This is a genomic window from Herbaspirillum sp. YR522 (genome assembly GCF_000282575.1).
Classification (GTDB): Bacteria; Pseudomonadota; Gammaproteobacteria; order Burkholderiales; family Burkholderiaceae_D; genus Herbaspirillum.
The window spans coordinates 19393-44084 of sequence record NZ_AKJA01000116.1 but is presented as its reverse complement, the minus strand read 5'-3'; the positions used below and the strand labels follow the sequence as shown (position 1 = coordinate 44084).

General features: G+C 64.1%; 20 protein-coding genes. 7 read left to right on the top strand and 13 right to left on the bottom strand.

Annotated features, from left to right (window positions below):
* Positions 1 to 32 precede the first annotated feature (32 nt).
* Both PMI40_RS15900 and waaA read left to right on the top strand, forming a co-directional pair.
* On the top strand, positions 33 to 902 hold the full coding sequence (locus PMI40_RS15900) for a Kdo hydroxylase family protein (RefSeq protein ID WP_008117341.1): 870 nt from the start codon (positions 33 to 35) through the stop codon (positions 900 to 902).
* A 2-nt stretch (positions 903 to 904) separates the two neighbouring features.
* Positions 905 to 2179 (top strand): lipid IV(A) 3-deoxy-D-manno-octulosonic acid transferase, encoded by a 1275-nt coding sequence (gene waaA / locus PMI40_RS15895; protein ID WP_008117339.1) that lies wholly within the window; start codon positions 905 to 907, stop codon positions 2177 to 2179.
* On the opposite strand, the gene PMI40_RS15890 is transcribed toward waaA, so the two are convergent.
* The 6 genes from PMI40_RS15890 to PMI40_RS15865 all read right to left on the bottom strand — a co-directional run bounded on the left by PMI40_RS15890 (position 2161) and on the right by PMI40_RS15865 (position 10594).
* On the bottom strand, positions 2161 to 3141 hold the full coding sequence (locus PMI40_RS15890) for an SDR family oxidoreductase (RefSeq protein WP_008117337.1): 981 nt from the start codon (positions 3139 to 3141) through the stop codon (positions 2161 to 2163). The two genes, waaA and PMI40_RS15890, sit on opposite strands and share 19 nt — an antisense overlap.
* A complete protein-coding gene (gene rfbC, locus PMI40_RS15885) occupies positions 3138 to 3677 on the bottom strand; it encodes a dTDP-4-dehydrorhamnose 3,5-epimerase (RefSeq protein WP_008117335.1) in 540 nt (179 codons plus the stop codon). Before rfbC ends, PMI40_RS15890 begins: the two co-directional genes overlap by 4 nt.
* A 50-nt stretch (positions 3678 to 3727) precedes the next feature.
* Positions 3728 to 4606: a dTDP-4-dehydrorhamnose reductase gene (gene rfbD, locus PMI40_RS15880; RefSeq protein ID WP_008117333.1), complete on the bottom strand. Its 879-nt coding sequence runs from the start codon at positions 4604 to 4606 to the stop codon at positions 3728 to 3730.
* A 192-nt stretch (positions 4607 to 4798) separates the two neighbouring features.
* Positions 4799 to 6232 (bottom strand): efflux transporter outer membrane subunit, encoded by a 1434-nt coding sequence (locus tag PMI40_RS15875; protein WP_008117331.1) that lies wholly within the window; start codon positions 6230 to 6232, stop codon positions 4799 to 4801.
* Positions 6225 to 9380, bottom strand: coding sequence for an efflux RND transporter permease subunit (locus PMI40_RS15870; protein WP_008117329.1), 3156 nt, complete (start codon positions 9378 to 9380; stop codon positions 6225 to 6227). Before PMI40_RS15870 ends, PMI40_RS15875 begins: the two co-directional genes overlap by 8 nt.
* Positions 9381 to 9391: 11 nt before the next feature.
* Entirely contained in the window at positions 9392 to 10594 is a 1203-nt protein-coding gene (locus PMI40_RS15865) for an efflux RND transporter periplasmic adaptor subunit (RefSeq protein WP_040502179.1), read from the bottom strand.
* A gap of 626 nt (positions 10595 to 11220) precedes the next feature.
* Between PMI40_RS15865 and PMI40_RS15860 the strand changes: the two genes are divergently transcribed.
* The gene (locus PMI40_RS15860; protein ID WP_008117323.1) at positions 11221 to 11877 is read left to right on the top strand and encodes a TetR family transcriptional regulator; all 657 of its coding nucleotides are present in this window, start codon (positions 11221 to 11223) and stop codon (positions 11875 to 11877) included.
* Here PMI40_RS15860 and PMI40_RS15855 read toward each other — a convergent pair.
* The 6 genes from PMI40_RS15855 to PMI40_RS15830 form a co-directional block, all read right to left on the bottom strand.
* Entirely contained in the window at positions 11846 to 13150 is a 1305-nt protein-coding gene (locus PMI40_RS15855) for a TolC family outer membrane protein (protein ID WP_008117321.1), read from the bottom strand. The two genes, PMI40_RS15860 and PMI40_RS15855, sit on opposite strands and share 32 nt — an antisense overlap.
* A gap of 145 nt (positions 13151 to 13295) precedes the next feature.
* A complete protein-coding gene (locus PMI40_RS15850) occupies positions 13296 to 13619 on the bottom strand; it encodes a rhodanese-like domain-containing protein (protein WP_008117319.1) in 324 nt (107 codons plus the stop codon).
* Positions 13620 to 13628: 9 nt separating this feature from the next.
* Positions 13629 to 14291 carry a protein-L-isoaspartate O-methyltransferase gene (locus PMI40_RS15845; protein WP_008117317.1) on the bottom strand — a complete coding sequence of 221 codons (663 nt, stop codon included), beginning with the start codon at positions 14289 to 14291 and terminating at the stop codon, positions 13629 to 13631.
* Between the two features lie 135 nt (positions 14292 to 14426).
* Positions 14427 to 17615, bottom strand: coding sequence for an efflux RND transporter permease subunit (locus PMI40_RS15840; protein WP_008117315.1), 3189 nt, complete (start codon positions 17613 to 17615; stop codon positions 14427 to 14429).
* A gap of 4 nt (positions 17616 to 17619) precedes the next feature.
* On the bottom strand, positions 17620 to 18807 hold the full coding sequence (locus PMI40_RS15835; protein ID WP_008117313.1) for an efflux RND transporter periplasmic adaptor subunit: 1188 nt from the start codon (positions 18805 to 18807) through the stop codon (positions 17620 to 17622).
* A 38-nt stretch (positions 18808 to 18845) separates the two neighbouring features.
* Positions 18846 to 19505, bottom strand: a complete 660-nt coding sequence (locus tag PMI40_RS15830; RefSeq protein ID WP_008117312.1) for a TetR/AcrR family transcriptional regulator — start codon at positions 19503 to 19505, stop codon at positions 18846 to 18848.
* 456 nt (positions 19506 to 19961) lie between these two features.
* Between PMI40_RS15830 and PMI40_RS15825 the strand changes: the two genes are divergently transcribed.
* Positions 19962 to 20219 carry a YkgJ family cysteine cluster protein gene (locus PMI40_RS15825; protein WP_008117309.1) on the top strand — a complete coding sequence of 86 codons (258 nt, stop codon included), beginning with the start codon at positions 19962 to 19964 and terminating at the stop codon, positions 20217 to 20219.
* A gap of 127 nt (positions 20220 to 20346) precedes the next feature.
* Here PMI40_RS15825 and arsC read toward each other — a convergent pair whose 3' ends face one another.
* The gene (gene arsC, locus PMI40_RS15820; protein WP_008117308.1) at positions 20347 to 20700 is read right to left on the bottom strand and encodes an arsenate reductase (glutaredoxin); all 354 of its coding nucleotides are present in this window, start codon (positions 20698 to 20700) and stop codon (positions 20347 to 20349) included.
* A 197-nt stretch (positions 20701 to 20897) separates the two neighbouring features.
* On the opposite strand from arsC, the gene PMI40_RS15815 reads away from it, so the two are divergent.
* The 3 genes from PMI40_RS15815 (at position 20898) to recQ (ending at position 24657) form a co-directional block, all read left to right on the top strand.
* A complete protein-coding gene (locus PMI40_RS15815) occupies positions 20898 to 21752 on the top strand; it encodes an undecaprenyl-diphosphate phosphatase (protein ID WP_008117306.1) in 855 nt (284 codons plus the stop codon).
* A 152-nt stretch (positions 21753 to 21904) separates the two neighbouring features.
* Positions 21905 to 22777: an undecaprenyl-diphosphate phosphatase gene (locus PMI40_RS15810; protein ID WP_008117304.1), complete on the top strand. Its 873-nt coding sequence runs from the start codon at positions 21905 to 21907 to the stop codon at positions 22775 to 22777.
* Positions 22778 to 22800: 23 nt separating this feature from the next.
* Entirely contained in the window at positions 22801 to 24657 is a 1857-nt protein-coding gene (gene recQ, locus PMI40_RS15805) for a DNA helicase RecQ (RefSeq protein WP_008117301.1), read from the top strand.
* Positions 24658 to 24692 lie beyond the last annotated feature (35 nt).

Sequence of the window (24692 nt, the reverse complement as noted above, 5' to 3'; positions counted from 1 at the left end):
CACGCGCCAGCGCAAGCGGGCATAATACCGGCATGGAATCGCAAATTATCGATATCGACTTGACCGAATGGCAGGTCGCCGTCCCCAATCCGGAATGGATCGCCGCGCTCGAAGCGGGCAAGGTGCTGTATTTCCCCCGCCTGGCGTTCGAGCTGCAGGATGCCGAGCGCGCCTTCCTCACGCCCGCCATTCGTGATCCCAAGTCGCGCAACATCAGTCTCGATGTGCGTGGACATCTGAAGGGAGCCGCCGCGGGTACCGACCAGCAACTGGCGCTGGCCTTGATGATCGGACGTTTCCGTGAGCAGGCGCTGTCGCTGGTGCATTCGCTGCTGCCGCAATATCGCCCGGCGTTGCGAGTGGCGCCCACCAGCTATCGGCCGATGCAGGTCGAGACGCGCAACCAGTCGTGGCGGGCCGATGATCGGCGCATGCATGTCGATGCCTTTCCGTCGCGGCCCAATTACGGCGAGCGCATCCTGCGCGTATTCACCAACGTCAATCCGGAAGGCGTGCCACGGGTATGGCGCGTGGGGGAACCGTTCGAAACCGTGGCGCGGCGCTTCATGCCGCGCGCCAAGCCTTACGTGCGTTGGCAGGCCAGCCTGCTCAAGACGTTGCGCGTGACCAAGTCCCTGCGTAGCGAATACGACCACCTGATGCTGCAATTGCATGATGGCATGAAGGGCGACCTGCAATACCAGCAGGATGCCGAGCAGGTCACCATGCCATTTGCCGCCGGCTCGGCATGGGTCTGTTTTTCGGACCAGGCATCGCACGCGGTGATGTCGGGCCAGTACATGCTGGAACAGACCCTGCACCTGCCCCCTGAAAGGCAATACGACCCTTCGGCCAGCCCGCTGGCGATCCTGACGCGCCTGGCAGGCCATCGGCTGGTTTGACGATGCGCCTGCTCTACTCTGCCTTGTGGTGGTTCGCCATGCCGCTGGTACTGCTGCGCCTGTGGCGCCGCGGCCGCAAGGAGCCGGGCTACCGCCAGCACATCGGCCAGCGCCTGGGGTTTTACGGGCCACGTGGGGCGCAGCCGCCATTGATCTGGGTACATGCGGTTTCGGTAGGGGAGACCCGTGCGGCAGAGCCGTTGATCGACGCCTTGTTGCATCGCTATCGGCAACACTCGGTCCTGTTGACCTGCATGACCGCCACCGGTCGCGCCACCGGTACCCAGGTGTTCGCCAAGCATGGCAGACGGGTGGTGCAGAGCTTTCTCCCCTATGACACTGGCTGGATGTGCGCGCGCTTCTTGCGCCATTTCGAACCGGATGTCTGCATACTGATGGAGACCGAGGTCTGGCCCAATCTGATTGCGCAGTGCAAGCGATTTGACGTGCCGGTGATGGTGGCCAACGCACGTCTGTCCGAACGTTCCTTGCGACGAGGGAAACGATTTTCCAGCTTGCTGCGTCCGGCAGCCGAAATGATCGATTGCGTGGGGGCACAGTCGGACGACGATGAGCGTCGCCTGAGGCAGTTCGGCGCTAATCACGTCGCAGTGACCGGCAGCCTGAAGTTCGATGTACAGCCCCCGACTGACGTGGTCGAGCGCGGCCGGGCATGGAAACGGGCGTTGGGCGAGCGTCCTGTGCTGCTGTGCGCCAGTACCCGCGAGGGTGAGGAAGCATTGATCCTGGAGGCCCTTGGCAAGTTCGGACGGCCGGATTGGCTCACTGTCATCGTGCCCCGCCATCCACAGCGTTTCGACGAGGTGGCTTCGCTCATCCAGGGGCAGGGCTGGTCGCTGCGGCGCCGTTCGACCATGACGCAGGATGTGGGCGACGCCGACGTGTTGTTGGGCGATTCGATGGGGGAGATGTTCGCCTACTATGCCCTGTGTGACGTAGCGTTCATCGGCGGCAGCCTGTTGCCGCTGGGCGGCCAGAACCTGATCGAGGCCCTGGCGCTGGGCAAGCCGGTATTGATCGGGCCGCACACGTTTAATTTCGCGCACATCACGCACGACGCCATTGCCGCCGTGGCGGCAGCGCGGGTCGGCGACGCTGAGCAAATGTTGGGCGCTTGGTCGGCATTGGCGGCGGATCCCGACGAATATGCGCGCCGGGCCGCGGCCGCGGCCTCTTTTGCGTACCGGCACCAGGGCGCTACCATGCGCACGATGGCGCTGCTGGCACCATTGATGGATCAGGTGTCGCGTCGGTAATGGGCAGCAGTCCTGGCCAGCGCGGCGTCGACCGATATCGTTGGTGACCACCCTAGCACTGTGCGGTTCTTGGTGATATCGGCCTGCAAGGAACCGCAGAGGCGCTGTGCCACGCCCGGCCTGCCGAGCATTCTTGCCGCTGCCTCCAGCCAGGTGTACGGTAGCGGCAACAATCGCGCAGGTCTATCCAACGCTTTGGCGACCCGCCTGAGCAATTCGGTCGTAGACAGGTCTTCGCCGTCTGCGGCCAGGAAAACCTGTCCGGCGGCCGCGGGGTGGACCATGCAAGTGGTCAGCAGATCGACCAGGTTGGCGATGGCTACCATACTGCGGCGATTGTGCACGATGGCACCCAGCGGAACAGGAATGCCGCGATCGAGCCAACGCATCATGGCAAGGAAATTGGCCTTCACCCCCGGCCCATAGACAAGTACCGGTCGCACGATCACCACTTCCATTGCATCGTCCTTCGCCAGTCGCAGCAGCCCTTGCTCGGCCTCCAGCTTGGAAAGTCCATAGGGATCGGCCGGATGCGGCAGGTCATCGGCCAGGAACGGCCTTCCTGGCAGCGTGGATTCGCCGTTGACCTTGATCGAGCTGACCAGCACGAAGCGCTTGACCCCCGCTGCCTGCGCCTGGCGTGCCAATTGCAGCGTCCCCTCCACATTCACCCGGCGGAATTCGGCCATGGGGTCGCGCACGCTTTCCTTCATGACGTGGACACGGGCAGCGCAATGCACGACGACATCGATGCCATCGAGTGCATCGGTCCAGTCGGTGCCGGCATCGAGTGCACTTACCAGCACCTGTGCCGGGTCATCCGTGCCGAGGACCTGATGAGTGGCGGTCCGCACGGCGGCACGGACCCGCATGTTCGGATGGCTGCGCAGGTGAGCGCACAGGGCACCGCCGACAAAGCCGGAAGCGCCGGTGACCAGGACGCGGATGGAGGGATTGCTCATGACAGGCCCTGATATGACATTGCTTGCTTATCTTTCGCTGAAATGATGGGCGGTGCTGTCAGGGGCCAGTCGATGGCCAGCACCGGATCGTCCCACCGAATCGTGCGCTCGTGTTCGGGCGACCAATAGTCGGTGGTCTTGTAGAGCAGCTCGGCGCTCTGGGAAAGGGTCAGGAATCCGTGTGCCAGCCCGGGAGGAATCCAGAGTTGGCGATGCTCCTTCGCGTTGAGGATCGTGCCGCTCCATTGTCCGCAGGTGGGCGAACCAGGTCGGATATCCACCACCACGTCGAATACTTCCCCATGGACCACTTCGACCAGTTTGCCTTGCGCATGGGGTGCCACCTGATAATGCAGGCCCCGCAATACATGCTGGCGGCTCAAGGAGTGGTTGTCTTGCACGAAGTCGCAATCGACACCGGTGAGTGCCATGAATTGCTTGCGGTTGAAGCGTTCATAGAAAAAACCGCGCTCGTCCTGGAATATCGCTGGCTCAAGCAACAGTACGCCTGGCAGTCGGGTTTGCCTGACGATCATGATGCGTTCTCCTGCGAGGTAAAACCGGTTACGGTCGACATGGGATGTTTTCAGATAAGTCGGTTCATTACGCGGTCGACACCATCGCGCCAGTGTTCCAGTTCGAGGCCCAAGGCATGCCGCAATTTTCGGGTGTCGAGGCGCGAATTGAGCGGGCGTCGCGCCGCGCTGGGATAGTCGTCCGAGCACACCGGCACGATGCCGTCGGCCGCCAGTCTTACCGGCCAATTGCTGGCACGTGCCTTGGCGATGACATGGCAGGCGTAGGCGTACCAGCTGGTCTGTCCTGCAGCCGCCAGGTGGTAACAGCCCGGCGCCATGGTGGCTGCGCGGGCGGCGGCGATGCCGCGCGCCGTCATGTCGGCAATCAGCGCGGCGGAGGTAGGAGCGCCGATCTGGTCGTCCACTATGTTGATGCGCTCACGTTGGCTTGCCATGCTCAGCATCGTCTTCAGAAAATTGCTGCCTTGAAGGCCGAATACCCAGCTCGTGCGAAAAATGAGGTGGTCCGGACATGCTTGCGCCAGATTGCGTTCGCCTGCCAGCTTGCTGGCGCCGTAGGCATTCAATGGTGCCGTTGGCGCGTCCTCGCTGCGAAAGCCATCGCCGCTACCGTCGAACACATAGTCGGTGGAATAATGCACCACGAGCGCTCCGATCCTGGCTGCCTCTTCGCCAAGGATGCCAGGGGCGGTCGCGTTGACGGCAAAGGCCGTGGAGTGATCGCTCTGAGCGGCGTCCACCGCGGTAAACGCGGCCGCATTGACGATGATATCAGGATGCACGTCACGCACCAGCGAGCGCACGGTGTCGGTCTCACGCAGATCGCAATGACTACGATCAAGAGGCAAAATCGTCCCCAGCGGCGCCAGGGCGAGCCGCAATTCGCTGCCAAGCTGGCCGTTGCTGCCTGTGAGCAGGATCTTCATGGACTGGTTCTAATACTCTTCCGATTGCCGGTGACGCGCGCGGCACCACCGGCCAACTTGGCCAGGCCGCATTGCCCGCCAAACCCTAATGATAAACGCATGCCGTCGCTGGCAGGGCAAGACGGCGGGCGGCCATCAAAGAAAACACCCCGGCTGCAAGGCCGGGGTGTTTTGGATCAGGCATGCTGATATTTACTGCCGGGCGACCGAATTCTCATTCAACCCGCCCCCCAGCGCCTTGTACAGGTCGATCGCATTGTTCAGGCGCAACTGCCGCGCCTGGATCAGCGCCTGCTGGGCCGAGAACAGGTCGCGCTGGGCGTCGAGCTGGTCCAGCGACGAGGCGATGCCGTTCTTGAAGCGCAGGTCGGTCAGTTTCAGTCGTTCCTGCTGCGAGTTCAGGAACGCCTCTTGCGCCGTGACCTGCTCATCCAGGCTGCCGCGGGCGACCAACGCATCGGCCACTTCGCGGAATGCGGTCTGGATGGTCTTTTCGTAGGTCACGATGGCCTTGTTCTTGCGCACTTCGGCCAGGTCCAGGTTGGCGCTGTTGCGGCCGAAGTCGAAGATCGGCAGCGACAGCTGCGGCCCGAACGACCATGCACCCGAACCCGACTCGAACAGCCCGCCCAGCGTACGGCTGGCGCTGCCCAGGCTGCCGGTGAGCGAAATGCTCGGGAAGAACGCTGCCCGCGCCGCACCGATGTTGGCATTGGCGGCCAGCAGGCTCTGCTCGGCCGAACGGATGTCGGGACGGTTGATCAGCAGGTCCGATGGCAGGCCGGCCGGGATGTCGGTGACGATCTTCTCGTCCGACAGCAATTGCGTGGCCGGCAGGTCGTTGACCTTGCGGCCCACCAGCAGCGTCAGCGCATTGTCGGCCTGGGCGCGCTGGCGTTGCAGCTGGGCGCGCGCCACCCGGGCCGATTCGACCAGGGTCTGCGTCAGGCGGAAGTCCAGCGCCGAGGTGGCGCCGACGTCGAAGCGCTTTTGCGCCAACTGGATATCGGACTCGCGCGACTTGAGCGTCTCTTCGGCCAGCAACAACTGCTCGGCGTACGAACGCTCGCTCAGGTAGGCTTGCGCCACCTGGGCCACCAGGCTGATCTGCGCCGACTTGCGCGCTTCTTCCGTGGCCAGGTAGCTGGCCAGCGCGGCATCCTTGAGGCTGCGCACGCGGCCGAAGAAGTCCAGTTCGTAGGCCGGTACCGCCAGGCCTACCTGGTAGCTGTTGCTCACGTAGGGCTGGCCGGTCAGCGATTGCGATGCGGCCGTGCGGCTCCGTGCCGCCGAGCCGGTGGCGTTGAGCGTGGGCAACAGGTCGGCGCGGGCGATCTGGTACTGGGCCCGCGCTTCCTCGATATTGAGTGCCGCAGTGCGCAGGTCACGGTTGTTTTCGAGGGCAGCCGCAATCAGGGATTGCAGGCGCTGGTCCGGGAAGAACTGGCGCCAGCCCAGGTTGACCGCATCCAGTTCGGCACGGCCTTCGGCGGTAGCCGGGTAGGCCGATTCCACCGGTGCCTGCGGCCGTTCATAGGTGGGGGCCAGCGAGCAGCCGCCCAGCACGCCGGCGACCGCCAGCACTGCGCACAGCTGCGTCAGTCGTGGCATCGACAGTTTAGCCATTGTTATTCTCCGAATTAATCTTTGGGGAGTGTTCGGCGTCGAACTTCCTTTGACGCTCGCTACCCTTGAACAGCTTGCGCACCACCACGAAGAACACCGGCACGAAGAACACGGCCAGCACTGTCGCGGTGATCATGCCGCCCATCACGCCGGTACCGATGGCGCGTTGGCTGGCCGAGCCCGCGCCACTGGCGATGGCCAATGGCAGCACGCCCAGGATGAACGCCAGCGAGGTCATGATGATCGGGCGGAAGCGCAGGTGCACCGCTTCCAGGGTGGCTTCGATCAAACCCTTGCCCTGGGCCTGCAGGTCCTTGGCGAACTCGATGATCAGGATCGCGTTCTTGGCCGACAGGCCCACCACCGCGATCATGCCCACCTTGAAGTATACGTCGTTGGGCATGCCGCGCAGGGTCACGCCCAGCAGCGCGCCGAGAATCCCCAGCGGCACCACCAGCATCACCGCCAGCGGGATCGAAGTGCTTTCGTACAAGGCCGCCAGCACCAGGAACACCGCCACCAGCGACAGCGCATACAGCGCCGGCGCCTGGTTGCCCGAGGTCTTTTCCTCCAGCGACTGGCCGGTCCATTCGAAGCCGAAGCCCTCCGGCAGCTTGGCCACGAACGATTCCAGCTCGGCCATGGCCTCACCGGTGCTGCGGCCAGGTGCTGCGCCGCCGGCGATCTTCATGGCCGGATAGCCGTTGTAGCGGATCAACTGCACCGGGCCGTTGATCCACTTGGCGGTGACGAAGGCCGAGAACGGTACCATCGCATTGGAGGAGTTGCGGGCGTACAGGCTGGTCAGGTCTTCCGGGTTCAGGCGGCGCTGGGCGTCGGCCTGGACGATCACCCGCTGCTGGCGTCCCTGGTTCGGGAAGTCGTTCACGTAGGACGAACCCAATGCCGTCGACAGCACGCTGTTGATGGTCGAGAACGGCACGCCCAATGCATTGGCGCGGTCGCGATCGATATCGAGCTGCAGCTGCGGCGCATCTTCCAGGCCTTCCGGACGCACACCTGCGAGCACCTTGCTCTGGGCCGCCATGCCCAGGATCTGGTTGCGTGCCTTGACCAATGCATCGTGGCCCAGGCCGGCGCGATCCTGCAGGCGGAAGGTAAAGCCGGTGGCGTTACCCAGTTCGGGGATCGGCGGCGGGTTCAGCGGGAACACGATCGCATCCTTGATGCCGGCAAAGGCGCCAAAGGCCTGGCCGGCGATGGCATCGGCCGATTGTGACTTGTTGCGCTCGGCCCAGTCCTTCAACGGGGTAAACACCAGCGCGGCGTTCTGGCCGTTACCCGAGAACGAGAAGCCGAGAATGCCGATCGCATGTTCCACCGCCGGGTTCTTCAGGTAATAGTTTTCCACCTGCTTGACCACCTCGACCGTGCGTGCCGTGCTTGCGCCCGGCGGCAACTGGATGTTGGTGATGATGTAGCCCTGGTCTTCGTTGGGCAGGAACGATGCCGGCAGGCGCGTGTACAGCAGCGCCACGCCGCCCACGATCAGCACATACAGGATCATGTAGCGTCCGGCCTTGGCCAGCATCTTGCCGATGAAGCCCTGGTAGCCCGAGGCGGTGGTGTTGAACTTGCGGTTGAACCAGCCGAAGAAGCCGCCCTTTTCGTGGTGATGACCCTTCTCGACCGGCTTGAGGATGGTCGCGCACAGGGCCGGCGTGAGGGTGAAGGCCATCAGGACCGAGAACACCATCGAGGCCACCATCGATAGCGAGAACTGGCGATAGATCGCGCCCACGGCGCCGCCGAAGAACGCCATGGGGATGAACACCGCGATCAGCACCAGCGTGATGCCGATCAGCGCGCCGCTGATCTGGCCCATCGCCTTGCGGGTAGCGTCGGCCGGTGAGAGTCCTTCCTCGCTCATGATGCGCTCGACGTTTTCCACTACCACGATCGCATCATCGACCAGGATACCGATGGCCAGCACCATGCCGAACATGGTCAGCACGTTGATGGAGAAGCCGAACAGCAGCAGCGTGGCGAAGGTACCCAGCAGCGCCACCGGCACCACCACCGTGGGGATGATGGTGTAGCGGATGTTCTGCAAGAACAGGTACATCACCAGGAACACCAGCACGATGGCTTCGATCAGGGTCTTGACCACTTCCTCGATCGAGATCTTGACGAACTTGGATGTGTCGTAGGGGATGGTGTACTTCACGCCGGCCGGGAAATACCTGGCCAGCTCTTCCATCTTCTTGTGTACGGCCGTGGCGGTACCCAGCGCATTGGCGGTGGGCGAGAGCTGCACGCCGATGAAGGCGCTGGGCTTGCCGTCCAGGCGACCCGATGTGTCATAGGTCTGGCCACCGACTTCGATGCGCGCTACATCGCGCAGGCGCACGGTCGAGCCGTTGGCATTGGCGCGCAGGATGATGTCGCCGAACTGCTCGGGCGTGGTCAGCTGGCCGTTCACCACCACGGTGGCGGCCAGTTGCTGCGAGCCGGGGCTGGGCAGCGCGCCCAGCGTGCCACCGGCCACCAGGGCATTCTGGGCCGTGATGGCCGCAGTGACGTCGGCCGGCGTCATCGACAGGCCGATCAGGCGGTTGGGGTCGATCCAGATGCGCATGGCGCGCTCGGTGCCGAACAGCTGTGCCTGGCCCACGCCCGGTACGCGCTTGACTTCGTTGAGCACGTTGCGCGAGAGGTAATCGCCCAGCGCCACCTGGTCGAGCTTGCCGTCGGTCGACGACAGGCCGATGAACAGCAGGTAGTTGCTGCGCGACTTGACCACCTGCACGCCCTGTTGCGTCACCGCTGCCGGCAGCCGCGCCTCGACCCGCTTGAGGCGGTTCTGCACGTCCACCGCCGCCAGGTCGGGATTGGTCTCGGGCGAGAAGGTGACGGTGATCTGCACCTGGCCGTTGGCCTGGCTTTGCGATTCCATGTATTGCAAGCCGTCGGCGCCGTTCATTTCCTGTTCGATCAGGCTGGTCACCGAATCGTCCAGGGTCTGGGCGGTCGCGCCCGGATAGGTCGCCGTCAATACGATGGTCGGCGGCGCAATACTGGGATACTGGGCCACCGGCAAGCCGGTGATCGCCAATACCCCGGCCAACATGATGAAGATGGCCAACACCCACGCAAATACGGGGCGATCAATGAAAAACTTTCCCATCTGGCAACCTCTTAGTTAGCTTTCGGTTGGGCGCCATTGGCACCCTGCGGTGCGGCCTGGCCGGCGGGAGCACCCGCTGGAGTCCACTGCACCGGCTTGACGGTCGCGCCCGGCTTGACCTTCTGCAGGCCCTCGACGATCACGCGGTCGCCTTCCTTCAAGCCATCGATGATCTGCCACTGGTTGCCGCGCGAGGCGCCAGTCTTGACCGGACGCGCTGCCACCTTGTTGTCGGCGCCCACCACCATCACGGACGAACCATTGAGGTCGCGGCTGACGGCCTGTTGTGGTACCACCAGGGCCTGCTCGTCGACCGCTTGCTCCAGCTTGGTACGCACATACATGCCTGGCAGCAGCACCCGCTTGGGGTTGGGGAACTCAGCGCGCAGCGACACCGAACCGGTGCTTTCGTCGACCGACATGTCCGAGAACAGCAGCTTGCCCGGCAGCGGATAGGCCTGGCCGTTTTCCAGCATCAGGGTGACGCTGGCCTTGTTCTCGCCCACGCTCTTCAACTGGCCGTTGGCCATGGCCTGCTGCAGCTTGAGCAGGTCGGCGCTGGACTGGGTCAGGTTGACGTAGATCGGATCGAGCTGCTGCACCAGCGCCAGCTGGGTGGCATCGCCCTGGCCCACCAGCGCGCCCTCGGTCACCAGCGCACGGCCGATCCGGCCGGTGATGGGCGAGGTGACGGTGGCGTAACCCAGGCTGAGTCCGGCGGTCTGCACCGATGCCTTGCCCGAGGCAACATCGGCCTCGGCCTGCTTCTGGGCGGCCACGGCGTCGTCGTATTCCTGCTTGGACACGGCATTGACCTCGACCAGCGGCTTGTAGCGCTGGGCCTTCAGCGTGGCCTGGGTCAGGTTGGCCTGGGCGCGTGCGAGGGTGGCCTGGGCGCTGTCATACGAAGCCTTGAACTGGGCCGGGTCGATCTTGAACAGTACCTGGCCTTCCTTGACGTCGCTGCCTTCCTTGAAGACGCGCTTTTGCACGATGCCGGCCACCCGCGCCCGCACCTGCGCCACGCGGTACGCTTCCAGGCGACCTGGCAGTTCATTGGTGATGGCCAGCTGCTGCGGGGCGACGGTGACCACCGACACTTCCGCTGGCGGCATGGCGCCGCCTTGGGCTGCTGGTTTTTCGCCGCATGCAACAAGCGCCGCTGCAACGGCGACGGTCATGGAAAGGCGCGTGAAACGACTGACAGAGCTCATAGATATCTCGCACGAAAGTAAAGTGAGGCCGCGACAGCGGCATTGAAACGAATCCGGTCTTACGATTGATTACGGGTGATGCAAGGCCGTCCGCGTGGCGGTGGGCTATGGTATAGCGGATGTTGCAAAGCAAAAAAGCCCCTGCCTTTCGCGCGGAACAGGCATGGAATTTTTTGCGGTAAAGCGACGGCAGGACCTTGAAGCGGATGTTATTATACATACATTCGTGTATGTATGTATTTCTGTGGAACACCACATTAATTTAACAAACTTGTCGAATTTGGCGTAGCGAAATATGAGCGATTCCTTGCATTCGGTGAACATGGCCGGAACGCGGGGCGATGAAGTCGCTTAAAGCGAGCAATCTTCCCGCGGCATTTGGTCGCATGCGGGCTTCATTGAAGAGCTTGGCCGCCGTTTCGGCGGCGGCAGGATGTGCGGTGGCGCACCTATGGTACCCGCGCAGGTATGACAGGATTATTACCACGGCTTTTTTTGTGCAATGCGGCGTATCGTTGCCGCCGGGCGCAAGATCGTCGTGGTTCGATTACTTCGGAGCAGGACGATGAATACGCTTTGCAACGCTGCCGTGATGGGCAACGACAAATCCGCCGGACCCGGCTGACATGGCCCGCTCGACCAAGGAAGAAGCGCTCGAGACCCGTGCCCGCATCCTCGATGCGGCCGAACGGGTATTCCACGAGCGTGGCGTGTCGCACACCTCGTTGGCCGATGTGGCCAAGGCGGCCGATGTCACGCGCGGCGCCATCTACTGGCATTTCAAGAACAAGGGCGACCTGTTCGACGCCATGTGCGAACGGGTGCGCTTGCCGATGGAGGCGGTGCTGGAAGAAAGCGCTGGCGCCCATGTCATCGATCCGCTGGGGCAGTTCCTGCGCAGCGGCGTCTATGTGCTGACCATGGCGGCCACCGACGAGCGCTGCCGCAAGGTGTTCGACATCATCTTCAACAAGTGCGAATTCGCCGACCATGACGACCCCATCCTGGTGCGCCAGCGTGAATGCCATGTGGATGGCATGCTGCGCATCGAGCAGATCCTCAGCAATGCCATCGCGCGCGGCCAGTTGCCGGCGACGCTCGACGTGCGCCGGGCCTGCCTGATGATGCACGCGGCCTTCAGCGGCCTGTTGACCGACTGGTTCTTCTCGCCGGAGAGCTTCGACCTGGTCGAGGATGGCGAACGCATCCTGGCGGCGGCCCAGTACGCGCTGTCGGCGCCATCGATGCAGCTTACTGGGCCGGCGCCGTCAACAGCCGGTTGACCTGCTCCAGGTCGGCCTCCTGCAGCACGCCGGCGGCGGCCTTGAGCTTGAGGCCATTGATCAGCGTGTCGTAGCGTGCCCGCGCCAGGTCGCGCCGGGTCGAATACAGCTGCTGCTGGGCGTTGAGCACATCGATGTTGATCCGTACCCCCACCTGGTAGCCCAGCTTGTTGGAGTCGAGCGAAGACTGGCTCGATACTTCGGCCGCTTCATAGGCCTTGATCTGCGACAGGCCGTTGGCCACGCCCAGGAACGCCTGGCGCGCACTCAATACCGCCGTACGGCGCGCATTGTCGAGGTCGGAACGGGCGCGCTCGGCCAGCGCCACCGCTTCGTCGACCCGGCTGCTGGTGGCAAAGCCGGCGAACAGCGGGATATTCCATTGCACCCCCACCGAGTTGCTGTAGCCACGCGCATTGAGATAGGAAGAGCGCACGCTGGTCTGGTCGCTGAAGCCGCGTGCCACCTGCAGGTCCACGGTCGGCGCGTGGCCGGCGCGGTTGCGCTTGATCTCGCTCTGGGCGATCTCGAGCGCCAGCTGCTGCGCCACGACGTTGAAGTTGTCCTGCTGGGCGCCGCTGATCCAGTCGTCGATGCGGGCCGGCTGTGGCGGCGACAGCCTGACATCGCTGCGCAATACCGCCAGCGGGGTCGGCGCGTCGCCGACGATCTGCTGCAATTTCGAGAGTGCCACTTCGAGGTCGTTCTGGGCCGATATCTCCTGGGCGCCGGCCAGGTCGTAGCGCGCCTGGGCTTCATTGGTGTCGGTGATGGTCGAGGTGCCGATCTCGAAATTGCGCTTGGCCGAGGCCAGTTGCTCGGCGATGGCGACCTTCTGGGCGCCGATGAACGACAGCGCGTCCTGCGCCGCCAGGACGTCGAAATAGGCTTGTCCGACGCGCAGGATCAGGTCTTGCCTGGCCTGGGCGAATTGCGCTTCGCTGGATGCGGCCGACAGCTTGCCCTGCTGGTAGGTTTCCCAGTTGGCCAGCCGAAACAGCGGCTGGGTCAACTGCAGTGCATAGTTGTTGTTGCTGCTGTCGAAATTCTGGTCGGAACGGGTGTAGCTGCCGCCGATGCCGATCGTCGGCAGCAGGCCCGCGCGGCCCTGCACCTCGCGCTCGCGGCCGGCGGTGAGCGCATGACGGGCGCTGGTGTAGACGGCATCGTTGGACAGCGCCTGCTGATAGACCTGCAGCAGGTCGGCGGCGCCCGCCGGGGCCTGCAGGGCAATGGCGCCAAGCGCCAGTGCGGCGCTGAGAAATCGGGACATGGGCAAATCTCCGGGGCACGGCGGGAGCCGCGACAGAACGCAATGACAGCGCCCACGCGCAGGGCGCAGGTCGGACATCAGGCAGCCGGCCATCGGACGATGTGCCGGAAAGGGACGGGGCCGCCGGGCGGCACCCGTCAGACCGTCAGTAGGTCGGCATGGCCGGGTCGACCTGGGTCGCCCAGGCATGCACGCCGCCGGTCAGGTTGATGACCTGGGTAAAACCCTGGCGTTCGAGGAACGCCGCCACCTGCATGCTGCGAGCGCCATGGTGGCAGATGCACACTATGGCCTGGTCTTCGTCGAGCTCCGAGAAGCGCCCCGGGATGGTGTTCATCGGGATCAGTTGCGATCCCTCGATGTTGCAGGTCTGATGTTCCCAGGGTTCGCGCACATCCAGCAGCAGGGGGGAAGGGCGGTCTGGATCGGCGATCCAGGCGGCCAGGTCCGGGGCGGTGATGTGCTCCATGCGAATTTCCTAGAAAGTGAAGTGGGACGGCGTGGTCGCCGCGTGCAGTGGTTTGGCCAGCGTGTCGACCACATTGACGGTCTCGAACGTCTGTTCCGACGTGCGGGTGACCAGTTGCAGCTGCATGACTGGATCGGTGCCGACGATGGCCAGCAAGCGGCCGCCGAGCTTGAGTTGCTTGGCAAACGCCTCGGGCAGGAAGGGCAGCGAGCCGGAGATGACGATCACGTCGTATTCACCGGCCTTGCCGTCCACGCTCCAGCCTTGCGCGCCGTTGCCCAGCTGTACATCGACGTTGGCGACGCCGTAGTCTGCCAAATTCCGTTCGGCCAGGCTCTTCAATTCCGGCGAGATTTCAACCGTAGTGACGTGACGCGCCTTGTGTGCCAACAATGCCGCCATGTAGCCCGAACCGGCGCCGATCTCGAGCACGTATTCGTGTTTCTTGACGTTGGCTTCCTGCAGGATGCGTGCCTCGATCTTGGGTTCGAGCATCACTTCGCCGCCGGGCAGCGGGATCTCGGTATCGAAGAAGGCCAGGTTGCGATAAGCGCCGGGGACGAATTCTTCACGCTTGACCACGGTCAGCAGGTCCAGGACGTCTTGGGCCAGCACGTTCCAGGGGCGGATTTGCTGCTCGATCATGTTGAAGCGGGCTTGTTCGATATTCATGGCAGTGGGCTCAATAGCGACGGAAAAGCCGCCATTTTATCAAACCCAGCCTCATCAGAGCGCGCATGTACACGCGGAAAAGCGCGGTAGAACGGCCCCTTTTGCCGGCTTTCATTGATCCGGTGCAATTTTTTCTCAGTCGGCATGGCGTGCCTCATCCTGCACCCGGGCGCCACTGGACCACCTGCGCCTGACCCAGGCGCCCAGGTCGTCGAGGTAGGTATAGACCACCGGTACCACCACCAGCGTGAGCAGCGACGAGGTGATGATGCCGCCGATGACCGCCTGTCCCATCGGCGCGCGCTGCTCGGAGCCTTCCGAGACCCCGAAGGCCAGCGGCACCATGCCGAACACCATCGCCAAGGTGGTCATCAGGATCGGTCGCAGCCGTACGTGGGCCGCTTCCAGCAATGCGGCGCCGCGCTCCATGCCATCGCGGCGCGCCTGGTTGGCGAAGTCGACCAGCAGGATGGCGTTCTTGGTCACCAGGCCCATGAGCATGATGAAGCCGATGATGGAAAACATGTTCAGGGTCGAGCGGAACATCATCAGCGCCAGGAACACCCCGATCAGCGTCAGCGGCAGCGACGACATGATCGCCATCGGCTGCAAAAAGCTGGCGAACTGCGAGGCCAGGATCATGTAGATGAAGACGATCGCCAGCGCCAGCGCCCCCACCGCATAGCCGAACGATTCGTTCATGCTCTTGGTCGAGCCGCCGATCTGGTAGCGGTAGCCGGGCGGCCAGTGCATGCCGTCGAGCATGGTCTTTATCTGGGTGTTGATCTGGCCGGCCGAGCGGCCCTGGGCGTTGGCCGACAGTTCCACTTCGCGGTTCAGGTCGCGCCGGTTGATCTGGTTGGCGCCCAGCGCCTGCCTGACCTCGGCCACCTGGCGCAACGGCACCATGCGCGGGGTGCCGTCGCTGTTGGTCAGGGTGCTGGCCAGCATCAGGCGCGACAGGCCAGCGACGGTGTTGCGATCATCCGGCGCCAGGCGCACGTTGACGTCATAGTTCTCGTCGTCGGGGGCGCGCCAGCTGCTGGCGGCCTCGCCAGCCAGGAGCGGCGAGAGTGCATTGCCCAGTTGCGCCACGCCGATGCCCAGGTCCGAGCCGATGTCGCGTCGGGGCTCGACCGAGAAGATCGGTTTTTGCGCCTTCAGGCTCGAGTCCAGGTCGACCACCCCGGGAATCTGCCGCAACTGGGCCTCGACCTGGGCCGACAGGCGCGCCAGCTGTTGCAGGTCGGGGCCCAGCAGGCTGAAGCGGATCTGCTTGTTGTCGCCGCCCACGCCATCGAGCGCGCCCACATGCGTCACGCTGATGCCGGCCACCCGCGACAGCCGCTCGCGCAATAGCGGCGCCATCTGGCCGGTGGTCAGCGTGCGCTGGCTGCGCGGCTTCAGGCGCATGAACACGGTGGCGTAGTTCTTGCCCTGGGCATTGCCGGTATTGACGGTGCTGTAGATGTCGGTGATCTCGGGAAACGCGCGCAGTACCGCCTCGACCTGGTGGACCTTGCTCTCGGTCAGCTCCAGGGACGATCCGACCGGGGTGAAGAAGGTCACGCCGGTCTCGGAATAATCGGCCTGGGGCACGAATTCGGAGCCGATCAGGCCCGACGCCGGCAGCGCCAGGCCACCGACGAAGCTGGCCACGGCAATGGCCAGCGTCAGCAGCCGGTGCCGCAGCGACCAGCCGAGCAGCAGCTGGTAGCGCGCCGACAACCAGTGCACCAGGCGTTCGAAGCGGCGCAGCACGCGTCCGATGCTGCGGTCGTACCAGCCGGCGCGGCGCTGCGGGCCATGGGCATCGGGGTCGGGCCAGATCGACGACAGCATCGGGTCCAGCGTGAACGACACGAACATCGAGATCAGCACTGCCGCGGCCACGGTGATGCCGAATTGGTGGAAGAAGCGGCCGATGATGCCGCCCATGAACCCCACCGGCAGGAACACCGCCACGATCGAGAAGGTGGTGGCCAGCACCGCCAGGCCGATCTCCTGGGTGCCTTCGAGGGCCGCGGCGCGGTGCGACTTGAACTTGCCGTGCACGGTCATGCCGGCGTGGCGCACGATGTTCTCGCGTACCACGATGGCGTCGTCGATCAGCAGGCCCACGCACAGCGACAGCGCCATCAGCGTGATCATGTTGATGGTGAAGCCGAACATGTACATGAACAGGAAGGTGCCGATCAGCGCCACCGGCAGGGTCAGCCCGGTAATTACCGTGGAGCGCCAGGAATTGAGGAACAGGAACACGATCACGATGGTCAGCAGCGCACCCTCGAGCAGGGTGCGGCGCACATTCTCGACCCCGGTGCGGATCTGGCGCGAACCGTCCTTGACCACTTGCAGGGTCACGCCCGGATACAGTTTCTGCATGCTGGGTTGCAACTCGGCCATCGCCTTCTTGAGGCCATCGGCGACATCGATGGTGTTCTGTCCCTGCGCCTTGAGGATGTCCAGCGCCAGCGTGCGCTGGCCGTTGTACAGCGCCAGGGTCTCCTGTTCTTCCTGGCCATCGACCACGTTGGCCACCTGTGCCAGCGTCACCGGCTGGCCGCCACGGCGTGCCACGATGATGCGCTTGAAATCCTCGGGCGCACGCACCCGGCCCTGCACCTGCACCGTCTGCTCGGCGTCGCGGGTGCGGATGGCCCCGGTCGGCAGTTCCTGGTTCTCGTTGCGTACGGCGTCGACGATCTGGTTCACGCCGATGCCCAGCGCCTCCATCTCGGCCGGCTTGACGTAGATGTTGACCTGGCGCTTGACGCCGCCCACCAGGGTGACCGAACCCACCCCACGCACGTTCTCCAGGCGCTTCTTGATCACCTGGTCGGCGATGGTGGTCAGTTCGCGCAAGGTGCGCGGGCGCGCATCGGGCGCATTGGTGACCGAGATCGAGAAGATCGGCTGGTCGGCCGGGTCGAAGCGGGTGATGCGCGGCTCGTCGACCTCCTTGCGGAACGCCGCGCGCACCAGCGCCACCTTCTCGCGCACGTCCTGCGCGCCCTGCACCGGATCGACGGTCAGGTCGAATTGCACGATCACCACCGACAGGCCTTCATAGGAGTGCGAGATGAGGCTGTCGATACCGTTGATGGTGTTGACCGATTCCTCGATCTTGCGAGTCACGTCCGATTCGACGTTCTCCGGCGAGGCACCGGGATAGGTGGTCTGCACCACCACGATAGGGAAGGTGATGTCGGGGAACTGGTCGACCCGCATGCGCTGGTACGAAAACAGGCCCAGTACCACGAAGGCCAGCATCATCATGGTGGCCAGGACCGGGTTGCCGATCGAGATGCGGGTGAACCACATGGTGTCAGTGTCCTTGCGCGGGGAGGGCGGGGCGCGAGGCGGTGCCTGCGGCGCGCTGCTGGATGCGCACCTCGGTGCCTTCGCGCAACAGGCCCAGGTTGGCGCGTACGATCCGGGCGCCGTCGGCGATGCCACTGCTGATCTCGACCGCGTCGCCGTCGGCGCCGCGCCCGCGCAGGCCGGTCACCACCTGGCGCCGCGCCAGGATGCCGTTTTCAATGGCGTACAGGTAGGCATTGCCGTCCTCGACCTGGATCGCGCTGGCCGGCACGGCGAGCACCTGTTCTTTTCGCTCCAGGGTCAGCTGGGCGTCGGCGAACATGCCCGCGCGCAGTATCCCGGTGGGATTGTCGACCCGGACATACACCATGATCGAGCGCGAGCCCGACTGCGTGGCCGGGTTGATCCGCGCCACCGTGCCGCGCACCTGCTGCGGCAGGCCTTCGACCGACACCAGTACGTCCTGGCCGATGCCCACCTTGAGGATGTCGTTGGTCGGCACCGGCGCTTCCAGCTCCATCTGCGACAGGTCGACCACGTCCAGCAGCTTGCCGTCGACCGCTACCTTCTCGCCCGGCTGGACGTTGCGGGCGCTGACCAGGCCCTTCATGGGCGAGCGCACCACGGTGTCGGCCAGCGCCTTGCGCGACACTTCCAGTGCGCCGCGCGCGCTGTCGAGGTTGGCGCGGGCGATGTCGAACTGGCTGGAGGCGGTGTCGAAGGCATTGCGTGAAATGAACCCCTTGTCGAGCAGCACCTGGTTGTTGTTGCGGGTCTGGGTGGCGATGTCGAGCTGCCCCTGGGACGCCACCAGCGCGCCCCGTGCCTGGTCGACGCGGGCCTGGTAATCGACCGGATCGATGCGTGCCAGTATCTGCCCGGCGGCCACTGCCTCGCCTTCGCGCACCAGCACCTGTTGCACCTCGCCGGCCACCCGCGCCTTGACCGAGACCTGGTTCAGCGCACGCAGCGCGCCCGACAGCGGCAGGATCCGCCGCAGTTCGCCCGCATGCACCTGGTACAGGTCGTCGGGCACGAATTCCATGGCGCTGGGCACGGCGGTGGTGACGCGTTCGGCATTGGGCGCCGGCGCCGCCACGCGTTTTTTCATGATCACCATGGCGGCAACCAGCAGCACCACCAGCAGCAGGGTCCAGCGTAGCCAGCGGCGTTTATACAGGGCAAGCGTCATCGATCGGGTCTCGTTTCTTGTGCAGACGTCGCTGCACCTTATTTATTGTGGTCCGCCTGGACGGCAGGGGTTTGTTTCAAGCCATGGATGCACAGGTCGACCAGGCTGGCCAGGTAGGCATGCGGATCGATGGGGGAGATCGCACAGGGCCCGAACGACTGGTCCCACAGCATCAGCATGACCACCGGCGCGATGATCACCTTCTTCATCGATTCGGCATCGACCTGGCGAAATTCGCCACTGGCCATGCCGGTTTGCAGTATGCGCACCAGCATGGCGTCGCTGCGCATGATGATTTCTGCATGGTAGAAGCGCGCCAGCTCGGGGAAGTTACCCGATTCGGCCATCATCAGCTTGGTGATGCCGCTCAGTCCCGAATGCGCCACCGCATCCCACCAGCGCAGGATCAACTGGCGCAGCAGCTCGGCGCTGGAACCGGCGTGGCGCTCGACCATGGCCTCGGCTTCGTCGAGCAACGGCAGCATGTTGCTGCGCACGACCGACTTGAACAGGCTTTCCTTGCTGTCGAAATATAGATAGAGCGTACCCTTGGAGACCCCGGCGCGCGCGGCCACGTCTTCCAGCCGGGTCGCCGCAAAGCCGCGCTCGACGAACAATTGCAGCGCCGCCGCCAGCAGTTCCTGCGGACGGTCTTGCTTGCGACGTTCCCAGCGGGGTTCTTTGTGGGCTTCGGACATGGTGGGCAATGGCAGGACTTACTCGGTGGCATACGCGGCGTGCTGATCGACGTAAGACAGCGTCCGATGCGAGTAAGTTACCCGGGAGTCAGCAATGTAAGTGCCAAACACGAGGACGTCAAGCAGGCCGGTCAGGCTCCGCCTGTAAGGCTGTGTAAAGCGTTGATGGTGGGTGTCTTGACGCACGGGCTATCGAGCGTAGCGCTGTGTTTTGTCGTGCCTGAGGAACACCGTTCGGGCCAAAAGCGCGCAGCGCTGTATCGAAGCCTGTCCTGAGCCTGTCGAAGGGCCTGTCCTGAGCCTGTCGAAGGAAGCCTGTCGAAGGAAGCCTGTCGAAGGAAGCCTGTCCAAGGGCCTGTCCCGGCCAGCGCGCCTGGACGGCCAGCCGGTACAATGCGAAGGATTTCCGGCAGCGATGCGCTCGCCGCCGGCAGCATGTCTTGTCAAGGAAGCGTTATGAAATGCCGCGACGACTGTGGCGCCTGTTGCGTCGCTCCGTCCATCACCAGCCCGATTCCAGGGATGCCCGACGGCAAGCCCGCCAACGTGCGATGCGTGCAACTTGCCGCCGACAATCGTTGCCTGATCTTCGGCAAGCCCGAACGTCCATCGTTCTGCGGTGGTTTGCAGGCGTCCGAGGAAATGTGCGGCGACACGCGAGAACAGGCCATTCGATGGCTGTTCCAGCTCGAAAACGCGACCAGGCCGGATTGAGCAGATCGCCAGGCTAAAGGACTGCCGGCCAGGAAAATACCAGCGCAGCCTGCCTGGTGTTGTCCAGGAGAAGATCACGCCTAGGCCCTGGCGCGCCTGGCCGCCGGATCCCAGCCAGGCGCCACGATCAGGGAAACACTTCGCTCAGGCGCTCCTTGGGCCGCACCAGCAATGTTCCCTTGGGCGTGACCACGATGGGTCGGTTGATCAGGATCGGATGAGACAGCATCTGGTCGATCAGTTCGTCATCGCCCAGGGCCGGGTCATCCAGCCCCAGTTCGGTATAGATCGCTTCCTTGCTGCGTATCGCCTCGCGTACCGGCACCCCCATGTCGCCGATCAGCTTGACCAGCGTAGCCCGGTCGGGTGGGGTCTTGAGATATTCGATCACGGTCGGTTCGACGCCACCATCGCGTAATGCCTGCAATACATTGCGCGAGGTGCCGCACTTGGGATTGTGATAGATGGTGATGGTCGACATGATTTCCTTTCGGGGCATGGGGTCGGTAGCTGCGCCGGTATTTCCAACGCAAAGACCGACATCTTAATGGCTAACCGGTAGAATGCCGTTTTGTTGCGCTGCACCTTTATCCGGTGCCGCGGTCAAAGAGCCGGTTTTCATGACTCAACCTTGGTAATTCCCCCATCCACCCTCCAAAAGAAGCCAACTAGCCACGTATGGACACCATCCTCGCGCTCAAGGCGCTCATCATGGGCATCGTCGAAGGCCTGACGGAATTCCTCCCCATTTCCTCGACCGGTCACCTCATTCTCGCCGGCAGTCTGCTCGAATTCTCGGGCCCGGCTTTCCCCAAGGAAAAAGTCGACGTCTTCGAGATCGTCATCCAGGCTGGTGCCATCCTTGCCGTGTGCTGGGAATACCGAGCCCGCATCGCCGGCGTACTGGGCGGCCTGTTTACCGACCGCAAGGCGCAGCGCCTGGTGATCAACCTGATCATCGCCTTCCTGCCGGCCGCCGTCCTCGGCTTCCTGTTCAGCCGCCGGATCAAGGAACAGCTGTTCAATCCGGTCTCGGTGGCGATCGCCTTCATCGTCGGCGGCCTGATCATCCTGTGGGTCGAGCGCCGCAACAAGGACCGCATGAGCATGGCCTCGGCCCGCATCGAGACGGTCGACGACATGACCCCGCTCGACGCGCTCAAGGTCGGCATTGCGCAGGCGTTTGCGCTGATCCCCGGCACCAGCCGCTCGGGTGCCACCATCATCGGCGGCATGATGTTCGGCCTGTCGCGCAAGGCGGCGACCGAGTTCTCGTTCTTCCTGGCCATCCCGACCCTGTTCGCGGCGACCATCTATTCGCTCTACAAGGACCGGGCGCTGCTCAGCGCCGCCGATGCACCCTTGTTCACGGTGGGCACCGTGGCCGCCTTCGTGTCGGCCTTCCTCTGCGTACGCTGGCTGCTGCGTTACATCAGCTCCCACGATTTCACGATTTTCGCGTGGTACCGCATCGTCTTCGGTATCGTCGTGCTGGTCACGGCCTACAGTGGCATGGTGGTCTGGGCCGAGTAAGCCGCACCCGATGGCGCGCCCGCCCGATGCGCCGGGCGCGCCTATCCTCCTCCGCAGTCCTGCTATAGTGTCGCTCCTGTTGTTCCGGCCGGTCGCCTCGATGCCTCCGGCGTCATCATTGCATCGCCAAATTCCAGACCCAAGAGTTTCCCATGGCCAATGTCTGCAGCGCCGGCCTCGATATCGGCTTCGCTTCGCTCAGCTATCTGCAAATCGGTTTCCTCGGCATCGTCCAGGGCATCACCGAACTGCTGCCCATCTCGTCCACGGCGCACATGCGCATCGTCCCGGCGCTGCTCGGCTGGCATGACCCCGGCTCGGCCTTCTCGGCCGCCATGCAGATGGCCGCGCTGGCCGCCGTGATCACCTATTTCAGGCGCGACGTGGCCGCCGTCACCGGTGGCAGCCTGGCCGCCTGGCGCCGGCGCGATTTCGGCGACCCGATGCTGCGCCTGGGCCTGGCCATCGTGCTGGCCACCATCCCCATCTGCATCGCCGGGCTGGCCTTGTCGCACGTGCTCAATGCCTGCGGCTCGCCGCTGCGCAGCCTGACGGTCATCGGCTGGTCGTGCATTGCCATGGCGCTGCTGCTGGGGCTGGCCGAAGTGGCTTGCCGCCATCGCCGCACGGTCGGGCAGATGCGCCTGCGCGATGCGGTGATCGTCGGCGTGGCCCAGGTGGGCGCCTTGATTCCCGGCGTATCGCGCTCCGGGTCCACCCTGACGGCGGCGTTGCTGCTCAATTTCAAGCGTGAAGAAGCGGCGCGGTTTTCGTTCCTGCTGGGTTTGCCGGCCATCGCGCTGGCTGGCCTCAAGGAACTGGTCGAGCTGTGGCATGCGCATATTCCGTTGCAGGCCTGGGGTATCCTGCTGTTCGGACTGGTCGTGGCCAGCGTGTCGGCGTTCGCCGCCATCTGGGGCCTGATGCGGTTCCTCGAGCGTTTTTCCACCTGGCCCTTCATCGTCTACCGCGCCGGGCTCGGCGTGTTCTTGCTGGTGGCCGTCGGCTACGGCTGGTTGCAATAGACTCATCTACCGAATCAAATTCCATGGTCGATTTCGATACCCTGCCCGCCGATACCCCGTTGCCGCAACGTGCGCTGCACGTGCTGGAGACGGTATTCGGCTATTCGTCGTTCCGCGGCCAGCAAGGCGAGATCGTGCGCCACGTGGCCAGCGGCGGCGATGCGCTGGTATTGATGCCGACCGGCGGCGGCAAGTCGCTGTGCTACCAGGTGCCGTCGCTGTTGCGCGAGGGGGTAGGGGTGGTGGTGTCGCCGTTGATCGCCTTGATGCAGGACCAGGTCGACGCCCTCGACGAAGTCGGCGTGCGCGCCGCCTTCCTCAATTCGAGCCAGAGCTTCGACGAGGCGATGCAGATCGAACGCCGCCTGCGCCAGGGCGATCTCGATGTGCTCTACGTGGCGCCAGAGCGCCTGATGACGCAGCGCTGCCTGGACCTGCTCGACTCGATCAAGATCGGCCTGTTCGCCATCGACGAGGCGCATTGCGTCTCGCAATGGGGGCACGACTTCCGTCCCGAGTACATCAAGCTGTCGATCCTGCACGAGCGTTTTCCGCAGGTGCCACGCATCGCGTTGACGGCTACCGCCGACGCCCAGACCCGCGCCGAGATCGTGCACCGCCTGCAGCTCGAGCAGGCGCAGCAGTTCGTCTCGTCGTTCGACCGTCCCAACATCCGCTACCAGATCGTCGAGAAGGGCAACGGCCGCAAGCAATTGCTCGATTTCATCAAGAGCGAGCACGCCGAGGATGCCGGCATCGTCTATTGCCTGTCGCGCAAGAAGGTCGACGAGACCGCCGAGTTCCTGCGCAGCGAGGGCCTCAACGCACTGGCCTATCACGCCGGCATGGATGCCCAGGCGCGCAGCACCAACCAGTCGCGGTTCCTGCGCGAGGACAAGATCGTGATGGTGGCCACGGTGGCCTTCGGCATGGGGATCGACAAGCCCGATGTGCGCTTCGTCTGCCACCTCGACCTGCCCAAGAGCATCGAGGGCTACTACCAGGAAACCGGTCGTGGCGGCCGCGACGGCCTGCCGGCCGATGCCTGGATGGCGTATGGCCTGCAGGATGTGGTGCAGCAGCGGCGCATGATCGAAGAGTCCGAAGCCGACGAAGACTTCAAGCGCGTCTTGCGTACCAAGCTCGATGCCATGCTGGGCCTATGCGAAACCATGCATTGCCGGCGGGTGCGCATCCTCAATTATTTCGGGCAGCAAGCCACGCCCTGCGGCAACTGCGATATCTGCATGTCGCCGCCGGTGTCGTTCGACGCCACCGTGCAGGTGCAAAAACTGTTGTCGACCGTGTATCGCGTCGAGCAGCGCTTTGCCGCCGGGCATGTGCTGGACGTCTTGCGCGGCATCGATGGCGACCGCGTCAAGCAATGGCGTCATGACCAGCTGTCGGTGTTCGGCATCGGCAGCGATGTGGGCGAGGCCGAATGGCGCGCATTGTTGCGCCAGGTGATCGCCATCGGCTTGCTCACGGTCGACCACGAGAACTACAGTTCGCTCAAGCTGACCGACGCCGCGCGACCGGTGTTGAAGGGCGAGCAGAAGATCCAGCTGCGGCAATACCAGAAACCGGTCAGGCCCAAGCGCAGCAGCACGCAGCGCTCGGGCTTCGTCGAGACCGACCTTACGCCGCAGGAGCAGGCCTTGTTCGACAAGCTGCGCTGGTGGCGGGTCGAGACCGCGCGCGAGCACAACGTGCCGGCCTACGTCATCTTCCACGACGCCACCATGCGCGAGATCGCCAAGGCGCGGCCGTCCTCGATCGACGACCTGCGCCACGTCACCGGCGTGGGCGAGAAGAAGCTCGAGACCTATGGCGCGCAGTTGATTGCGTTGATTGCGGCGTTCTCGCAAGAGCAGGGTTGATAGCCGACGCTGCCGTCCAGCTTAGGTTGAAGGCG